The following is a 15,518-nucleotide window of genomic DNA, read 5'->3' on the forward strand; positions in this document are numbered from 1 at the left end:
CCGAAGAGCATCGCACAAACAAAAACGGCAGCCTCAAGGGGCTGCCGTTTCGTTTACTGCCTACCGATCATTCAAGCCAGACGCGAAAGCATTTCCTTGGCTTCGCTCTTCTGCCCGGCATCACCTTCGGTCACCACTTCATTGAGGATGTCCCGGGCGCCGTCGTTGTCGCCCATGTCGATGTAGGCCTGGGCCAGATCGAGCTTGGTGGCCACTTCATCGGTGCCGGAGAGGAAGTCGAAGTCCGGCTCGTCAGCCATCGAAGCCGCCGCGTCTTCTGCGGTGAACGTCGGCTCGCTCATGCTCTGGGACAAACGATCCAACTCGGCGTTGACATCATCCAGTTCGGCCGCGAAGGCATCCGGCTCAACCGGGGTGGCATCCATTTCATCGGACAGCGACAGATCGAAATCGGCCGGCAACTCCAGATCGTCCTGTGGAACCTCAGGTTTAGCGGGAGCAACAGGCTCGACTGGCAGGTCCTTCACGCCCTCGTCCAGATCCAGCAGGAAGTCGTCATCGGCGAGGATAGCCGGCGAAGGGTCGCCGCCCAGATCCATGTCAAGATCGAAGTCCGACAGGTCATCGAGGTTTTCCTTGATGTCGGTCTGCTGCTGCAACACCGATTCAAAGCTCAGGTCGTCGTCCAGCGGGAATTCGTCAAGATCAGCGGCAGGTTCCGGCTCTGGCGCAACCACCGCAGGAGAAGCGGCTTCCAGATCATCCAGGCTCAAATCGAAGGCGCTGTCGAAGTCATCATCCGCCGCTGCCGGTGCTTGCGGCTCGTCCAGCAGCAGGTCCTTGACGTATTGCGCGTCAAGTTCGGCGGCAAGGGCTGCAGCAGCCAGCCCACCGGCAACCGCAATGGCCATTGCCGGGAAGCGGGTTTTAAGCTTTTCGACCTGAGCGAAGTTGTCACCGTTGGCCACCAATTGGCGCTCCTGGGCAACAAACGCATCACGATCGCCCTGCTGACCGTAGACTTCCATCAGCTTGAGGCGCAGGTCGCTACGCTGCGGCTCCTGCTTGATGCCGTCTTCGAGCATGGCGGCAGCCTGATTCAAACGACCAGCGGTAATGTGCGACTGTGCCTTGCCCAGCACATCGTCATCGCGCTCAGCCGCAGGCGAAATCAGTGGCGCGGCAATGGGCTGGGTGACCACAACCGGCTCAATAACTGGCGCTGGAGCGGGAGCTGGTACTGGCGCAGGCGCAAATGCAGGTGCAAATGCCGGCGCGGTCGCGAGTTTCACGTTCGGCGGTGGCACTTCCAGACCTTCGAAGCTGCTTTCCGGCAGCTCCTGCTCGGTAGAGAATTCCTTCTCGTCCTCCAGGGCACGGGCCATGCGCAGGTGCTTCTCGGCTTCTTGCTGTGCTTTGCGTCGACGCGCCAGCAACAACAGCAAGAGCAGCAGAACCACTGCACCGCCACCGACCAGACCCAACAGAATCGGATTGGTCAGCAGTTCGTTGAATTTTTGATCATCAGAGGTCGCGGGTGTCGGCTCGACAGGCTTCTCGGCGGTTGCTGGAGCGACTTCAGCGACTGGCGTCTCAGGCTTTGGTGTTGCCGCCACGTCTGCCGGCGTTGCCGCAGGGCTTGGCGCCAGCTCGGCGGAGATCGCCGGCGTATTAGCGGGAGCAGCAGCGGGTGCAGCGGGTGCACCGGCTGCGCCTTCGGCCTGCAGTTTGGCCAGTTGATTGTTTTTCAGCTCGATCAGACGTTGCAGCTTATCCAGCTGGCTTTGCAGATCGGTCATGCGGCTCTTCAGTTCGGCGTTGTCACGACGAGTCGTGTCGAGGCTTTCCTGGGTGACCGCCAATTTATTGCTCAAGGCCTTGGCATCGCCCCCTTTGCCACGACCTTTAGCGGTGTCGGCCGATACCAGGCTCAGCTTGTCCTTGGCCGTCTGCGCTGAACCGGCATCAGCCCGCCCGCGCTTGGTCGCATCGAGCTGCTGTTGCCCGGTCCCTGGCTTGGCCACATAACGCCGCCCCTGACGCCATGCAGTGTTCTGCGCAGCGACTTCGGCGATGGCTTTAGGCTGTGGCAGGCTGGTGGTTTGGGTCTGATCCGGCATGCGCAGCACCTGGCCGGTTTTCAACCGGTTGATGTTGCCGTCGATAAAGGCATCCGGGTTCAACGCCTGGATGGCCAGCATGGTTTGCTGGACCGAGCCGCCATTACGCGCCTTCGCGGCAATTTCCCACAAGGTATCGCGCGGCGTGGTGGTGTATTGGGCAGACTTGGCGGCACCGGTGACGGGTGCTGTCACAGCTGGAGTCGGTGCAGGCTGCGCAGCCGCTTCAGCGGTCTGCGGCGAGAATTTGGATGGATCGAGCAGCACGCTGTAATCACGCATCAGTCGACCGCTTGGCCACATGACCTGAACCAGGAATTTCACCATCGGTTCGGACAGTGGTTTGCTGGAGGTCACGCGCAGGACACTTTTACCGCTGGCGTTGAGCACCGGGGTAAAGGTCAGATCGTTGAGGAATGCCTGGCGGTCGACGCCAGCCTTGGCGAAATCTTCGGGCGAGGCCAGGCTCGGCACCACTTCGGCAGCGGTGAGGTCCTTGACGTCGAGCAGCTCGATTTCCGCCACCAAAGGTTGGTTCAGCGTCGACTTCAGGGTCAATTCCCCGAGCCCGAGTGCCTGCGCCATACCGGAGGACAGCGCCGAGGCGGCCGCTATTGCTAACACCAGTTTGCGAACTTGAACCATAGCCTCATCCTTTGTTTGAACATTCCTCGGCCAGCGAGAAGGTATTGATGGTCGCTGCCGTAAGGCATTGCGCGCAGCGCCGAAGTGTCGTCGCACGCGATCATTTCATTCATGCCCGGAAAGCCCCGGAGGGTGACTCGCCATCAGCAATCCGCCCAAGCATAACGCTCGACCGGACTCATTCGAAAAATTGTTGCCAAGTATCTTTTACAGCAGGTCTTTTATCAACAATTCAGCCACCTGCACAGCATTGAGCGCAGCGCCTTTGCGTACGTTATCTGACGTCAGCCACAGATTTAGTTCCGACAGGTCGTCGACACCATGACGAACCCGACCGACGTACACCACGTCCTGCCCTACCGCGTCGCCGACTGGCGTCGGGTAATCGCCGGCCTCCACCAGCTCGATGCCAGGCGCATCTTCCAGCGCCGCGTTGACTTTCGCCAAGTCCACAGCGCTCGCCGATTGCAAGGTCACGCTAAAGCTATCGCCAAAAAACACTGGGGCTTGAATGCAAGTGACGGAAATCTTTAATGAAGGCAGCGCCATGACCTGACGCAGCTCACGCACCAGGCGTTTTTCCAGCAGGGTGTGCCCCTGCTCGTCAGGTTTGCCGACCTGAGCCAACAGGTTGAACGCCATCTGCCGATCGAAGAACGTCGGCTCCAGCGGACGCACGTTAAGCAGCTCGGCGGTCTGCCGGGCCAGCTCGGTCACGGCTTCGCGGCCTTGCGCGGAGACCGCCAGGCACGCGGTGACGTGAATGCGTTGCAGGTCTAGCAAACCGAGCAACGGTGCGAGCACCACCGCCAGGGTGGTGGCCGACGGGCTTGGGCTGCTGACCTGGAACGGTTTTTTCAGACTGGCCAGGATGTCGGCATTGGCTTCCGGCACCACTTGCGGCGCCTGATCGGCGGTCAAGGCGCCGGACAGGTCGATCAGCGAGCAACCGGCTGCGACGGCACGCGAGGCAAAACTCAGGGTCACCGCCGGTCCTGCGGCGAAAAACACTAGCTGGACTTTGCTGAAATCGAACTCGTCAACTTCCCGCACCCGCACGTTCTTGCCGCGGAACGGCACCGAATGACCGGCGGATTCGCTGCTGGCCAGCAGGTGCAGATCGCCCACCGGAAAATTGCGCTCTTCGAGTATCTGCACGAGCGTTTCGCCGACAGTACCGGTGGCGCCGATCACGGCAATATCAAAGGACTGGCTCATGGTTCTACCTCTGGCGAAACGGGGGGAGCGGCACTTTACCGGGTGGTTGGCGCGCAGGCAATTCACCCCCACCCCGATCGTTCCCACGCTCTGCGTGGGAATGCCGCCAAGGACGCTCCGCGTTCTGCTTGCGCAAGTGACGCGGAGCGTCACGGGATGCATTCCCACGCGGAGCGTGGGAACGATCGATAAGCGCAGGCTATCGGGATAAAAAAACCCGCGCCTTCTTCAAGGCGCGGGTTCTTTCATTGCTTCAATCAATCAACGCTCAAGCAGGATCCGCAGCATGCGACGCAGCGGTTCGGCCGCGCCCCACAGCAGCTGGTCGCCGACGGTGAACGCGCCGACGAACTGCGAACCCATGTTCAGTTTGCGCAGGCGGCCAACCGGGACGTTCAGGGTGCCAGTGACTTTCGTCGGGCTCAGTTCCTGAATGCTCGCTTCACGGTTGTTCGGCACCAGCTTGACCCAAGGGTTGTGCTGGCTGATCAGCCCTTCGATGTCGGCGATCGGCACGTCTTTGTTCAGCTTGATGGTCAACGCCTGGCTGTGGCAACGCATGGCGCCGATGCGCACGCAGATACCGTCGACCGGGATCGGGCTCTTGAAACGACCAAGGATCTTGTTGGTCTCGGCCTGGGCCTTCCACTCTTCACGGCTCTGGCCGTTCGGCAGTTCCTTGTCGATCCACGGGATCAGGCTGCCGGCCAGCGGTACGCCGAAGTTCTCAGTCGGGTACGCGTCGCTGCGCATGGCTTCGGCCACACGGCGGTCGATGTCGAGGATCGCGCTGGCAGGATCTGCCAGTTGATCGGCAACAGCGGCGTGGGTCGCGCCCATTTGCTTGATCAGTTCACGCATGTTCTGCGCGCCGGCACCGGAGGCTGCCTGATAAGTCATGGCGCTCATCCACTCGACCAGACCGGCTTCGAACAGACCGCCCAAGCCCATCAGCATCAGGCTGACGGTGCAGTTGCCGCCGATGTAGTTCTTGGTGCCCGCGTCGAGTTGCTGGTCGATGACCTTGCGGTTCACCGGGTCCAGCACGATCACCGCATCATCCTGCATGCGCAGGCTGGAAGCGGCGTCGATCCAGTAACCCTGCCAGCCGGCTTCGCGCAGCTTGGGGAAGACTTCGCTGGTGTAGTCGCCACCCTGGCAGGTCAAAATCACGTCAAGGGTTTTCAGCTCTTCAATGCTGTAAGCGTCCTTGAGCGGAGCAATGTCCTTGCCCACGGACGGGCCTTGGCCACCGACATTCGAAGTGGTGAAAAACACCGGCTCGATGAGATCGAAATCCTGCTCTTCCAGCATCCGCTGCATGAGCACGGAACCGACCATACCGCGCCAACCGATCAGACCTACACGTTTCATCGCAACTACACCTTCTTTAAAAAGTGGGCCGCTGCTTTCGAAGTTGAAAGTGGCAGCGGGCCCGAGAGATTACAGATTCCGCAGCGCGGCGACTACTGCGTCACCCATTTCCTGCGTACCGACTTTAGTGCAACCGGCCGACCAGATGTCGCCGGTGCGCAAGCCCTGGTCCAATACCAGACTAACGGCCTTCTCGATCGCATCCGCCGCATCCTGCAGATTGAAGCTGTAACGCAACATCATGGAGACCGACAAAATGGTCGCCAACGGGTTGGCAATGCCTTTGCCTGCGATGTCCGGCGCCGAACCGTGGCACGGCTCGTACATGCCCTTGTTGTTGGTATCCAGGGAGGCCGACGGCAGCATGCCGATGGAACCGGTGAGCATCGACGCCTGGTCGGACAGGATGTCGCCGAACATGTTGTCGGTAACGATCACATCGAACTGCTTGGGTGCGCGCACCAGCTGCATGGCGGCGTTGTCGACGTACATGTGGCTCAGTTCGACCTCTGGGTAATCCTTGGCCACTTCTTCAACAATTTCACGCCACAGCTGGCTGGACGCCAATACGTTGGCCTTGTCCACCGAGCACAGCTTCTTGCCACGCACCATCGCCATGTCGAAACCGACACGGGCAATGCGGCGGATTTCGCTTTCGCTGTACGGCAGCGTGTCGTAGGACTGGCGCTCGCCGTTTTCCAGGGTGCGGGTGCCGCGTGGCGCGCCGAAGTAGATACCGCCGGTCAGCTCACGGACGATCAGGATGTCCAGGCCGGCAACGATTTCCGGCTTCAGGCTCGATGCCTCGGCCAGTTGCGGATAGAGGATCGCCGGACGCAGGTTGCCGAACAGGCCCAATTGCGCACGAATTTTCAGCAGGCCGCGCTCAGGGCGGATGTCACGTTCGATGGCGTCCCATTTCGGGCCGCCAACCGCGCCCAGCAGAACCGCATCGGCCGCGCGGGCACGGTCCAGGGTTTCGTCGGCCAGTGGCACGCCGTGCTTGTCGATGGCCGCGCCGCCGATCACGTCATGGCTGAGTTCGAAGCCCAGGCTGTACTTGTCGTTGGCAAGTGTAAGTACCTTGACCGCTTCGGCCATGATTTCCGGACCAATACCATCACCCGGGAGAATCAGAATCTGCTTGCTCATGCTTTCCTCATGTCATCAGTCGGCGCGCCCGCGGGCACGCCGTGGAAAAAGTCTATTGTCAGGCGCTTATCGTTCAGCCATCAGCACCAATACATCGGTACTGAATGAACCATCGGCCTCAATCTCAAAATATTCGCGTACTTCGCTGCCCATCGACCGCTGCAATTCGCGGATTGCCGCGCGCATCACCTCTGGCGTGCGCATGCGCTCGACCCACGAGGTGTATTCCAGACGCAGCCGCTGGCGCGTGGTGCTGCGGGTATGCAACCCCGCTTCGCTGACCTGGCGCAACCACTCGCCGGCGGAATAATCGCGCACATGGCTAGTGTCGCGCAGCACTTCGACGCTTTGCAGGTAAGTGTCGAACAATGGGCTGCCCGGAGACAACACGTCGATGAACGCCGCCACGCCGCCCGGCTTCAGTACCCGACGGACTTCCCGCAAGGCCAGGCCGAGATCGCTCCAATGGTGCGCCGAATAACGGCTGAACACGAAATCGAACTCGCCATCGGCGAACGGCAGGCGCTCGGCAGCACCGTTGACGGTGGTTACGTTGCTCAAACCACGATCTTGAGCGGCAGCACTCACCACGTCGAGCATTTGCCGGGACAGGTCGTAAGCCACGACTTCCTTGACCAGCGACGCCACGTGAAAACTCACGTGACCGGCGCCGCACCCCAAGTCCAGCACCCGCGCATCGCCCCGCCCGGCCAACTCGGCCTGTAGCAGCGCGAATTCGGTGCCTTGAGCGTGAACGGCGCTGCTCAAATAGGCCGAAGCCTGTTCACCGAATTGCTTTTGGACTACCTGGCTGTGCTGGGCGGTGCTGGTCATCTGGACTTCCTTTTGGGGTGAGTCTTGGAGTGTTTATTCTGGCCTCATCGCGAGCAGGCTCGCTCCCACAGGGTTTTGTGATCGCCGCAAATCCAATGTGGGAGCCAGCCTGCTGGCGATGGCGTCATCACGCCTTACACAAACTTACGCGTCGCGAAACAACCACGGCTGGCTCGCACGATGCTTGGCTTCAAACGTCGCAATCGCCTCGTGATCCTGCAAAGTCAGGCCGATATCGTCCAGACCGTTCAACAGGCAATGCTTGCGGAACGCATCAATTTCAAAGCGCAGCACCTTGCCATCCGGACGGGTCACGGTCTGGGCTTGCAGATCGACCTGCAACTGATAACCCGGGGTCGCTTCCACTTGCTGGAACAGCTCGTCGACTTCAGCGTCACTCAAGATGATCGGCAGCAAGCCGTTCTTGAAGCTGTTGTTGAAGAAGATGTCGGCGTAGCTCGGCGCGATGATGCTGCGAAAACCGTATTCTTCCAGGGCCCACGGCGCGTGTTCACGGCTGGAACCGCAACCGAAGTTCTCACGGGCCAGCAACACGCTGGCGCCTTGGTAACGTTCGGCGTTGAGGACGAAGTCCTTGTTCAGTGGGCGCTTGGAGTTGTCCTGATACGGCTGCCCGACATCCAGGTAGCGCCACTCATCGAACAGGTTCGGGCCGAAGCCCGTGCGCTTGATCGACTTCAAGAACTGCTTCGGGATGATCTGGTCGGTGTCGACGTTGGCACGATCCAAAGGCGCGACAAGACCAGTGTGCTGGGTAAAAGCTTTCATGCTGCGCTCCTTTAGATCAATTCACGGACGTCGACGAAACGACCGTTTACCGCGGCGGCGGCGGCCATGGCCGGGCTCACGAGGTGGGTACGACCACCGGCGCCCTGACGGCCTTCGAAGTTGCGGTTGGAGGTCGATGCGCAATGCTCGCCCGATTCCAAACGGTCCGGGTTCATCGCCAGGCACATCGAGCAGCCCGGTTCACGCCATTCGAAACCGGCGTCGAGGAAAATCTTGTCCAGGCCTTCCGATTCGGCCTGAGCTTTCACCAGGCCCGAGCCCGGCACCACAATGGCTTGCTTGATGGTCGACGCCACTTTGCGGCCCTTGGCGATCACCGCCGCAGCGCGCAAATCTTCGATCCGCGAGTTGGTGCAGGAACCGATGAACACGCGGTCCAGTTGAATGTCGGTGATCGCCTGGTTGGCGGTCAAACCCATGTATTTCAAGGCGCGCTCAATGGAGCCGCGTTTGACCAGGTCCATTTCCTTGGCCGGGTCCGGCACGTTCTGGTCCACAGCCAACACCATTTCAGGCGAGGTGCCCCAGCTGACTTGTGGCTTGATCTGGGTCGCATCGAGCTCGACGATGGTGTCGAACTTGGCATCTTTATCCGTCACCAGGTCTTTCCAGGCTTCGACAGCCAAATCCCATTCCGCGCCTTTCGGAGCAAATGGACGGCCCTTAACATAGGCCACGGTTTTTTCGTCAGCGGCCACCAGGCCTACGCGAGCGCCAGCCTCGATGGACATGTTGCAGATGGTCATGCGGCCTTCGACCGACAGATCGCGAATCGCGCTACCGGCGAATTCGATGGCATGGCCGTTACCGCCGGCGGTGCCGATTTTGCCGATGACAGCGAGGACGATGTCTTTGGCGGTCACGCCGAACGGCAGTTTTCCTTCGACCGACACCAACATATTCTTCATTTTTTTGGCGACCAGGCACTGGGTGGCGAGCACGTGCTCGACCTCAGACGTGCCGATACCGTGAGCCAAGGCGCCGAATGCACCGTGAGTCGAGGTGTGGGAGTCGCCGCAGACCACGGTCATGCCCGGCAAGGTGGCGCCCTGCTCAGGACCGATGACGTGGACGATGCCTTGACGCACATCATTCATCTTGAATTCGACGATGCCGTATTCATCGCAGTTGTCGTCGAGGGTCTGAACCTGCAAACGCGAGACCTCGTCGGCAATGGCTTCGATGCCGCCCTTGCGCTCCGGGGTGGTCGGTACGTTGTGGTCCGGGGTCGCGATGTTGGCATCGATGCGCCAAGGCTTGCGCCCGGCCAGACGCAGGCCTTCAAAGGCTTGCGGCGAGGTCACTTCGTGGATGATGTGACGATCGATGTAGATCAGCGCAGAGCCATCGTCGCGCTGCTTGACCAAATGCGAATCCCAGAGCTTGTCGTAGAGCGTTTTGCCGGCCATCAGACGGTTTCCTCATCAGCTTGTTTCTATGCCCCGGGCCTTGAACATTTCAATAACCCCTTGGCTTGTGAGGTCGATCCTAGGGGGTTACATTAAATAACTCAAATTCATATTTTTTATGCTTTGGATAACCAACTGGAATACTTCAATGGACCTCGCCAACCTCAATGCCTTTATCGCGATTGCCGAGACCGGGAGCTTCTCAGGCGCCGGCGAGCGCCTGCACCTGACGCAACCAGCGATCAGCAAGCGGATTGCCGGGCTGGAGCAGCAATTGAAGGTGCGGCTGTTCGATCGGCTGGGCCGTGAAGTCAGCCTGACCGAGGCCGGACGCGCCCTGCTACCGCGGGCTTACCAGATCCTCAATGTGCTGGATGACACTCGCCGCGCGCTGACCAACCTGACGGGCGAAGTCACCGGCCGCCTGACACTGGCCACCAGTCACCACATCGGCCTGCACCGTTTGCCGCCCTTATTAAGGGAGTTCACCCGCCGCTACCCGCAGGTGGCGCTGGACATTCAGTTCCTCGATTCGGAAGTGGCCTACGAAGAAATCCTCCATGGGCGCGCGGAACTGGCGGTCATCACCCTGGCGCCCGAGCCGCATTCCCTGGTCAAAGCCACGCCGGTATGGGACGACCCGCTGGATTTCGTGGTCGCCCCGGAGCACTCGCTGATCAGCAACGGCGCCGTCAGCCTTGCAGATATCGCCCTGCACCCGGCCGTATTTCCCGGTGGAAACACCTTTACTCATCACATTGTCCAGCGCCTGTTCGAGGCCCAGGGATTGACACCGAACATCGCCATGAGCACGAATTACCTCGAAACCATCAAAATGATGGTCTCGATCGGCTTGGCGTGGAGCGTTTTGCCGCGCACCATGCTCGACGATCAGGTTGCGCGAATACCTTTACCGGGCATACAACTGACTCGCCAGCTAGGCTATATCCTGCACACCGAACGGACGCTGTCGAATGCGGCACGGGCTTTCATGGCCCTGCTGGATGCACAAATCGATCTGCCAGGGACTCAAGGCTAACGTGTGTAACTGCCATGCAGCCGCGAATTCCTGTGCCTAACGCCCAATTCAGCCCAAGGCTTGCTGCCAATGCCCAAATCTGTTGACCGTATTCCGCCAATGCCGCGTATCCAGGCGCTAGACCCAAAACGATCCGAGCAGAGCTGGGAAAGTGCGCCGCAATTGCTGGCCGCCCTCAATGGTGCGCGTCTGGGCGCCTGGTATTGGGACATCGAGCGCGGGCAGATCAGTTGGTCGCGGGGCACTCAGGCGTTATTCGGCTTCGATCCGCGCCAACCGTTGCCGGCCGATCTGGAATACCTCGACTTGTTGCCGCCGGAGGATCGTGCGAAAACCGTCCGCGCCTTCCATGCGGTGATCGCCGGCGCCCCGCTGGAACAGGCGATGCATCACCGCATCCGCTGGCCCGATGGCAGCCTGCACTGGCTGGAAATTAATGGCAGTTTGCTGCCGGATAAACACGGACGACCGCGAATGATCGGCGTGATCCGCGAAATCACCCACCAACGCCAACGCGAACAGGCGCTGAGCAGCTCGGAAAAACGCTTCGCCACGCTGTTCCACCTGTGCCCGAACATGGTGTTGTTGACCCGCCAGGAAGACGGCCTGATTACCGAAGCCAACCAGTATTTCGAAAGCCTGTTCGGCTGGCCGGTGCAAGATGCCATTGGCCGCACCACCGTCGAGCTGGGTCTGTGGGTACACCCGGAGCAACGGGCCGCGCTGGTCACGGCGACCAAGGCCAAGGGCGAACTGACCAGCATGGAGGTGCAGTTTCGCGCCAGCAACGGCCAGATCCACGACGGCATCCTCAGCGCACAAAAGGTCGAACTCGAAGGCCAGCCGTACCTGCTGAGCACCTTTCTCGACACCACCGAACGCAAAGCCGCCGAGCACGCCCTGAAGGACAGCCAGGAACGCCTCGACCTGGCCCTGGATTCGGCGCAACTCGGCACGTGGGACTGGCACATTCCCAGCGGCATGCTCTACGGCTCGGCTCGAGCCGCCCAACTGCACGGGCTGGACCCCATACCTTTTCATGAATCCTTCGAGGCGTTTTTCGAAGGCGTGCCCGGCGAAGAACGCGACAGCATGCGCGACGCCTACCGCAGCCTGCGTGAAGGGCCGGCGGGCAATTATCAACTGACCTACCGCGTGCAACTGGACGATGGCAGCTCGCGCTACCTCGAAAGCCGCGCGCGGCTTTACCGAGATGAAAACGGCGCCCCGCTGCGCATGGCCGGCACCTTGCTGGACATCACCGACCAGGTGGAACGCGAACAACGGCTGGTGGCATCTGAAGAGAAATTCGCCACGCTGTTCCAGGTCAGCCCGGACCCGATTTGCGTGACGCGCCAGGACACCGGCCAGTTCATCGAGATCAACTCCAGCTTCACTCAGACGTTCGGCTGGAGCGCCGTGGAAGTGATCGGGCGCAGCGCCGACGAAATCGGCCTGTGGGACGCTTCGGCAAAAAGCCTGCAACGAATCGAACAGGTCATCCGCGAACAGAGCCTGAACAACGTAGCCATCGTCGCCCAGCACAAGGATGGGCAATCCCTGACCTGCGTGATTTCCAGCCGGCAGATCAGCGTCGGCGAACAGCCGTGCATTGTCACGACGCTGCGCGACATCACCCAGCAGCAGCGCTCCGAAGCGGCACTGAAGGCCAGCGAGGAGAAGTTTGCCAAGGCGTTCCATTCAAGCCCCGACGCCATCACCATCACCGAGCGTGACACCGGGCGCTACCTGGAGGTCAACGACGGGTTCTGTCGCCTGACGGGATATCGCGCCGATGAGGTGCTGGGCCGCACGGTGTATCAGGTCGGCATCTGGGCGCAAGAGAAGCAACGCTCGGCGCTGCTGGCCGAGTTGCAGATCAAGGGCCGCGTGCACCACCAGGAAATGATCGGCCGCAACAAGCGCGGCGAACTGCTGACCGTCGAAGTCTCGGTGGAGCCCATCACCCTCAACGAAACCGCGTGCTTGCTGCTGACCGCCCGGGACGTCAGCCTGCTGAAAAATGCCGAAGCGCAAATCCGTCACCTGGCGTACCACGACCCGCTGACCAACCTGCCGAACCGTGCGTTGTTGATGGACCGCCTGAGCCAGCAAATCGCCCTGCTCAAACGGCATAACCTGCGTGGCGCGCTGCTGTTCCTTGACCTCGATCACTTCAAGCACATCAACGACTCACTCGGTCACCCGGTGGGCGACACCGTGCTGAAGATCATCACCGCGCGCCTTGAAGCCAGTGTGCGTATGGAGGACACCGTGGCTCGCCTGGGCGGCGATGAGTTCGTGGTGCTGCTCAGCGGCCTGGAAGGCTCGCGCAACGAGGTCAGCGCACAGGTCCGGGACTTGGCGGACACCCTGCGCGAATTGCTGTCGGAGCCGATGTTCCTCGACGGCCAACGCCTGCAGGTGACACCGAGCATCGGCATCGCGCTGATTCCCGACCACGGCTCGACACCGACCGACCTGCTAAAACGCGCCGACATCGCGCTTTACCGCGCCAAGGACTCGGGCCGCAATACCACGCAGATGTATCACAACACCATGCAGAAGGCCGCCAGCGAACGCCTGCGCATGGAAACCGACCTGCGTCAGGCCCTCTCCCGTGGCGAGTTTGACGTGCATTACCAACCCCAGGTCGACGCCCGGGGCAACCGCATTGTCGGCGCCGAAGCCCTGGTGCGCTGGAACCACCCGGAACTGGGGCCGCAATCACCCACCGAGTTCATCAAGGTGCTGGAAGACAGCGGATTGATTCTGGAAGTCGGCACCTGGATCCTCGACGAAGCCTGCGCCGCGTTCAAACAGCTGGTTGCCAAGGGCCTGGTCAACCCGCTCAGCTTCAGCCTGTGCGTCAACATCAGCCCGAGGCAGTTCCGCCAGAACGATTTTGTCGAACGCATCGAGCACAGCCTCGGCAGCCACGGCCTGCCCTGCTCGCTGCTGAAACTGGAAATCACCGAAGGCATCGTCATTCAGAATCTGGAAGACACCATCAACAAAATGCGCCGCCTGAAAAAACTCGGTGTGAGCTTTGCGATGGACGACTTTGGCACCGGTTACTCCTCGCTGACTTACCTAAAACGGCTGCCGGTCGACACACTGAAAATCGATCAGTCGTTCATCCGCGACGCCACCACCGACCCCAACGACGCCGAAATCATCCGCGCCATTGTCGCCATGGCGCGCAGCCTGGAATTGAAGGTAATCGCTGAAGGCGTGGAAACGGCGGAGCAACTGGAGTTTTTACAGGGGTTGGGCTGCCATTTTTACCAAGGGTACTTGCACAGCCGGCCGTTGCCTGTGGAGGAGTTTCAGAAGCTGCTGAAATGAAGACACAAAAAAGGGCGCCAATGGCGCCCTTTTCATCGCTCCGACTCAGTGCTGCAGAGCCGGTTTTTCTGTCCCGTTGATCGGGATTCGTTTGGCTTTCGCCTCTTCCGGAATCACCCGCAACAGGTCGATACTCAACAAACCGTTGCTCAGGCCGGCAGCCTTGATTTCGATATGGTCCGCCAGACGGAAGGACAGTTTGAAGGCGCGCTGTGCGATGCCCTGGTACAGATAGGTGACGTCTTCGTTTGCGTCACGTTTGCCACCACTGATGGTCAGCACACCTTTTTCCACTTGCAGGTCCAGGTCTTCTTCCTGGAACCCCGCGGCTGCCACGACGATACGGTATTGGTCTTCGCCGTGTTTTTCCACGTTGTAGGGTGGGTAGGTGCTACCTGGCTCGTTGCGCAGGGCGGTTTCGAACAAGTCATTAAAACGGTCGAAGCCCACCGAGGAACGGAACAGAGGGGCCATCGAAAATGCAGTACTCATGATTCAAATCTCCTGAAAACAGATCAGCAAGTTTTTTTGTCTCCGCGACCCGGATTCGGCATCGCGTAATCCTTAAATAAGGATCGCCAATTGCTTTTCAAGAGATTTTTTCTGGTTTTTTTTAAAAAATTTTACGCCGCTTCAGACACCTGCAACCCCAGCAAACGCGAGACTTGATCGAGTTCGGTTTCACGGCGCAGGACGGTAAACAACTCGACCGCTTCAGGATAATTGCGGGTCAACATCGCCAGCCATTGCTTCAAGCGACCGGGCGATTGGCGTGGCGTCATCTGTGCCTTGGCTTGCAGCCAGAAGTCCTGGATCAGCGGCAGCAACTCGCTCCAGGTCATCTCAATGACCTCCTCGCCAGCCCTCGCCGCCGCGATTTGCCGGGCCAGGTCAGGGCGTGAGACCAGGCCGCGACCGAGCATGATGTCTTCGACGCCGCTGATTTCGCGGCAACGGCGCCAGTCTTCGACGCTCCAGATGTCGCCGTTGGCGAAAACCGGCACCTTGACCACGTCCTGCACGCGGGGGATCCATTCCCAATGCGCAGGCGGCTTGTAGCCATCGGTTTTGGTCCGCGCATGAACCACGATGTGCGCCGCGCCGCCTTCGGCCAGGGCCGTGGCACAGACCAGCGAGCCGTCCGGGCTGTCGAAGCCCAGGCGCATCTTGGCGGTGACTGGAATGTGCGCCGGCACCGCGCGACGTACGTGTTCAACGATCTGGTTGAGCAATTCAGGCTCTTTGAGCAACACGGCGCCGCCGCGCGATTTGTTGACGGTCTTGGCCGGGCAGCCGAAGTTCAGGTCGATGACCTCGGATCCCAACTCACACGCCAGTGCAGCGTTTTCCGCCAGACACACAGGGTCGGAGCCGAGCAACTGCACCCGCAACGGAACACCGGACGCGGTGCGTGCACCGGTCAGCAGTTCCGGACCGAACTTGTGGTAATAGGCAGGCGTCAGCAGTTGATCGTTGATCCGGATGAACTCGGTCACGCACCAATCGATACCGCCCACACGGGTCAGCACGTCCCGCAGGATGTTGTCGACCAACCCCTCCATGGGCGCCAAAGCAATTTGCATGAAAAACACACTCGACGAAAAACGT

At 60.4% G+C, this 15,518-nt stretch carries 11 protein-coding genes; 2 read left to right on the forward strand and 9 right to left on the reverse strand.

The annotated features are described in order from the left end of the window. Positions 1-71: 71 nt before the first annotated feature. From QRN31_RS26815 to leuC, 7 genes are all read right to left on the reverse strand, one after another. On the reverse strand, positions 72-2,726 hold the full coding sequence (locus QRN31_RS26815; RefSeq protein WP_285435636.1) for a FimV/HubP family polar landmark protein: 2,655 nt from the start codon (positions 2,724-2,726) through the stop codon (positions 72-74). A gap of 207 nt (positions 2,727-2,933) precedes the next feature. Next, on the reverse strand, positions 2,934-3,944 hold the full coding sequence (locus QRN31_RS26820) for an aspartate-semialdehyde dehydrogenase (protein ID WP_285435637.1): 1,011 nt from the start codon (positions 3,942-3,944) through the stop codon (positions 2,934-2,936). Between the two features lie 261 nt (positions 3,945-4,205). Beyond that, the gene (gene asd, locus QRN31_RS26825; RefSeq protein WP_045057948.1) at positions 4,206-5,318 is read right to left on the reverse strand and encodes an aspartate-semialdehyde dehydrogenase; all 1,113 of its coding nucleotides are present in this window, start codon (positions 5,316-5,318) and stop codon (positions 4,206-4,208) included. A gap of 69 nt (positions 5,319-5,387) precedes the next feature. Beyond that, complete coding sequence (gene leuB / locus QRN31_RS26830; RefSeq protein WP_285435639.1) at positions 5,388-6,470, reverse strand: 3-isopropylmalate dehydrogenase; 1,083 nt, start codon at positions 6,468-6,470, stop codon at positions 5,388-5,390. A gap of 66 nt (positions 6,471-6,536) precedes the next feature. Then, the gene (locus QRN31_RS26835) at positions 6,537-7,304 is read right to left on the reverse strand and encodes a class I SAM-dependent methyltransferase (protein ID WP_285435641.1); all 768 of its coding nucleotides are present in this window, start codon (positions 7,302-7,304) and stop codon (positions 6,537-6,539) included. Between the two features lie 144 nt (positions 7,305-7,448). Further along, positions 7,449-8,093 carry a 3-isopropylmalate dehydratase small subunit gene (gene leuD / locus QRN31_RS26840; protein ID WP_222585551.1) on the reverse strand — a complete coding sequence of 215 codons (645 nt, stop codon included), beginning with the start codon at positions 8,091-8,093 and terminating at the stop codon, positions 7,449-7,451. Positions 8,094-8,104: 11 nt separating this feature from the next. Beyond that, entirely contained in the window at positions 8,105-9,523 is a 1,419-nt protein-coding gene (leuC, locus tag QRN31_RS26845; RefSeq protein WP_285435643.1) for a 3-isopropylmalate dehydratase large subunit, read from the reverse strand. A gap of 148 nt (positions 9,524-9,671) precedes the next feature. Here leuC and QRN31_RS26850 point away from each other — a divergent pair, with 148 nt between their 5' ends. Beyond that, positions 9,672-10,562: a LysR family transcriptional regulator gene (locus tag QRN31_RS26850; protein ID WP_285435644.1), complete on the forward strand. Its 891-nt coding sequence runs from the start codon at positions 9,672-9,674 to the stop codon at positions 10,560-10,562. A gap of 69 nt (positions 10,563-10,631) precedes the next feature. Beyond that, positions 10,632-13,910 (forward strand): PAS domain S-box protein, encoded by a 3,279-nt coding sequence (locus QRN31_RS26855; RefSeq protein ID WP_285435646.1) that lies wholly within the window; start codon positions 10,632-10,634, stop codon positions 13,908-13,910. Positions 13,911-13,955: 45 nt separating this feature from the next. Here QRN31_RS26855 and QRN31_RS26860 read toward each other — a convergent pair whose 3' ends face one another. Together QRN31_RS26860 and QRN31_RS26865 are read right to left on the reverse strand one after the other, a co-directional pair. Further along, complete coding sequence (locus QRN31_RS26860; RefSeq protein ID WP_285435647.1) at positions 13,956-14,402, reverse strand: Hsp20 family protein; 447 nt, start codon at positions 14,400-14,402, stop codon at positions 13,956-13,958. A gap of 131 nt (positions 14,403-14,533) precedes the next feature. Then, entirely contained in the window at positions 14,534-15,493 is a 960-nt protein-coding gene (locus QRN31_RS26865; RefSeq protein WP_285435649.1) for a tRNA dihydrouridine synthase, read from the reverse strand. Positions 15,494-15,518: the final 25 nt, after the last annotated feature.

Source organism: Pseudomonas sp. fls2-241-R2A-110, from assembly GCF_030209165.1.
GTDB lineage: Bacteria > Pseudomonadota > Gammaproteobacteria > Pseudomonadales > Pseudomonadaceae > Aquipseudomonas.

Bases quoted from the DNA above. Each gene is read 5' to 3' on its own strand.
- QRN31_RS26815 (WP_285435636.1), bottom strand. From the start codon at position 2,726: ATGGTTCAAGTTCGCAAACTGGTGTTAGCAATAGCGGCCGCCTCGGCG.
- QRN31_RS26820 (WP_285435637.1), bottom strand. From the start codon at position 3,944: ATGAGCCAGTCCTTTGATATTGCCGTGATCGGCGCCACCGGTACTGTC.
- asd (WP_045057948.1), bottom strand. From the start codon at position 5,318: ATGAAACGTGTAGGTCTGATCGGTTGGCGCGGTATGGTCGGTTCCGTG.
- leuB (WP_285435639.1), bottom strand. From the start codon at position 6,470: ATGAGCAAGCAGATTCTGATTCTCCCGGGTGATGGTATTGGTCCGGAA.
- QRN31_RS26835 (WP_285435641.1), bottom strand. From the start codon at position 7,304: ATGACCAGCACCGCCCAGCACAGCCAGGTAGTCCAAAAGCAATTCGGT.
- leuD (WP_222585551.1), bottom strand. From the start codon at position 8,093: ATGAAAGCTTTTACCCAGCACACTGGTCTTGTCGCGCCTTTGGATCGT.
- leuC (WP_285435643.1), bottom strand. From the start codon at position 9,523: ATGGCCGGCAAAACGCTCTACGACAAGCTCTGGGATTCGCATTTGGTC.
- QRN31_RS26850 (WP_285435644.1), top strand. From the start codon at position 9,672: ATGGACCTCGCCAACCTCAATGCCTTTATCGCGATTGCCGAGACCGGG.
- QRN31_RS26855 (WP_285435646.1), top strand. From the start codon at position 10,632: ATGCCCAAATCTGTTGACCGTATTCCGCCAATGCCGCGTATCCAGGCG.
- QRN31_RS26860 (WP_285435647.1), bottom strand. From the start codon at position 14,402: ATGAGTACTGCATTTTCGATGGCCCCTCTGTTCCGTTCCTCGGTGGGC.
- QRN31_RS26865 (WP_285435649.1), bottom strand. From the start codon at position 15,493: ATGCAAATTGCTTTGGCGCCCATGGAGGGGTTGGTCGACAACATCCTG.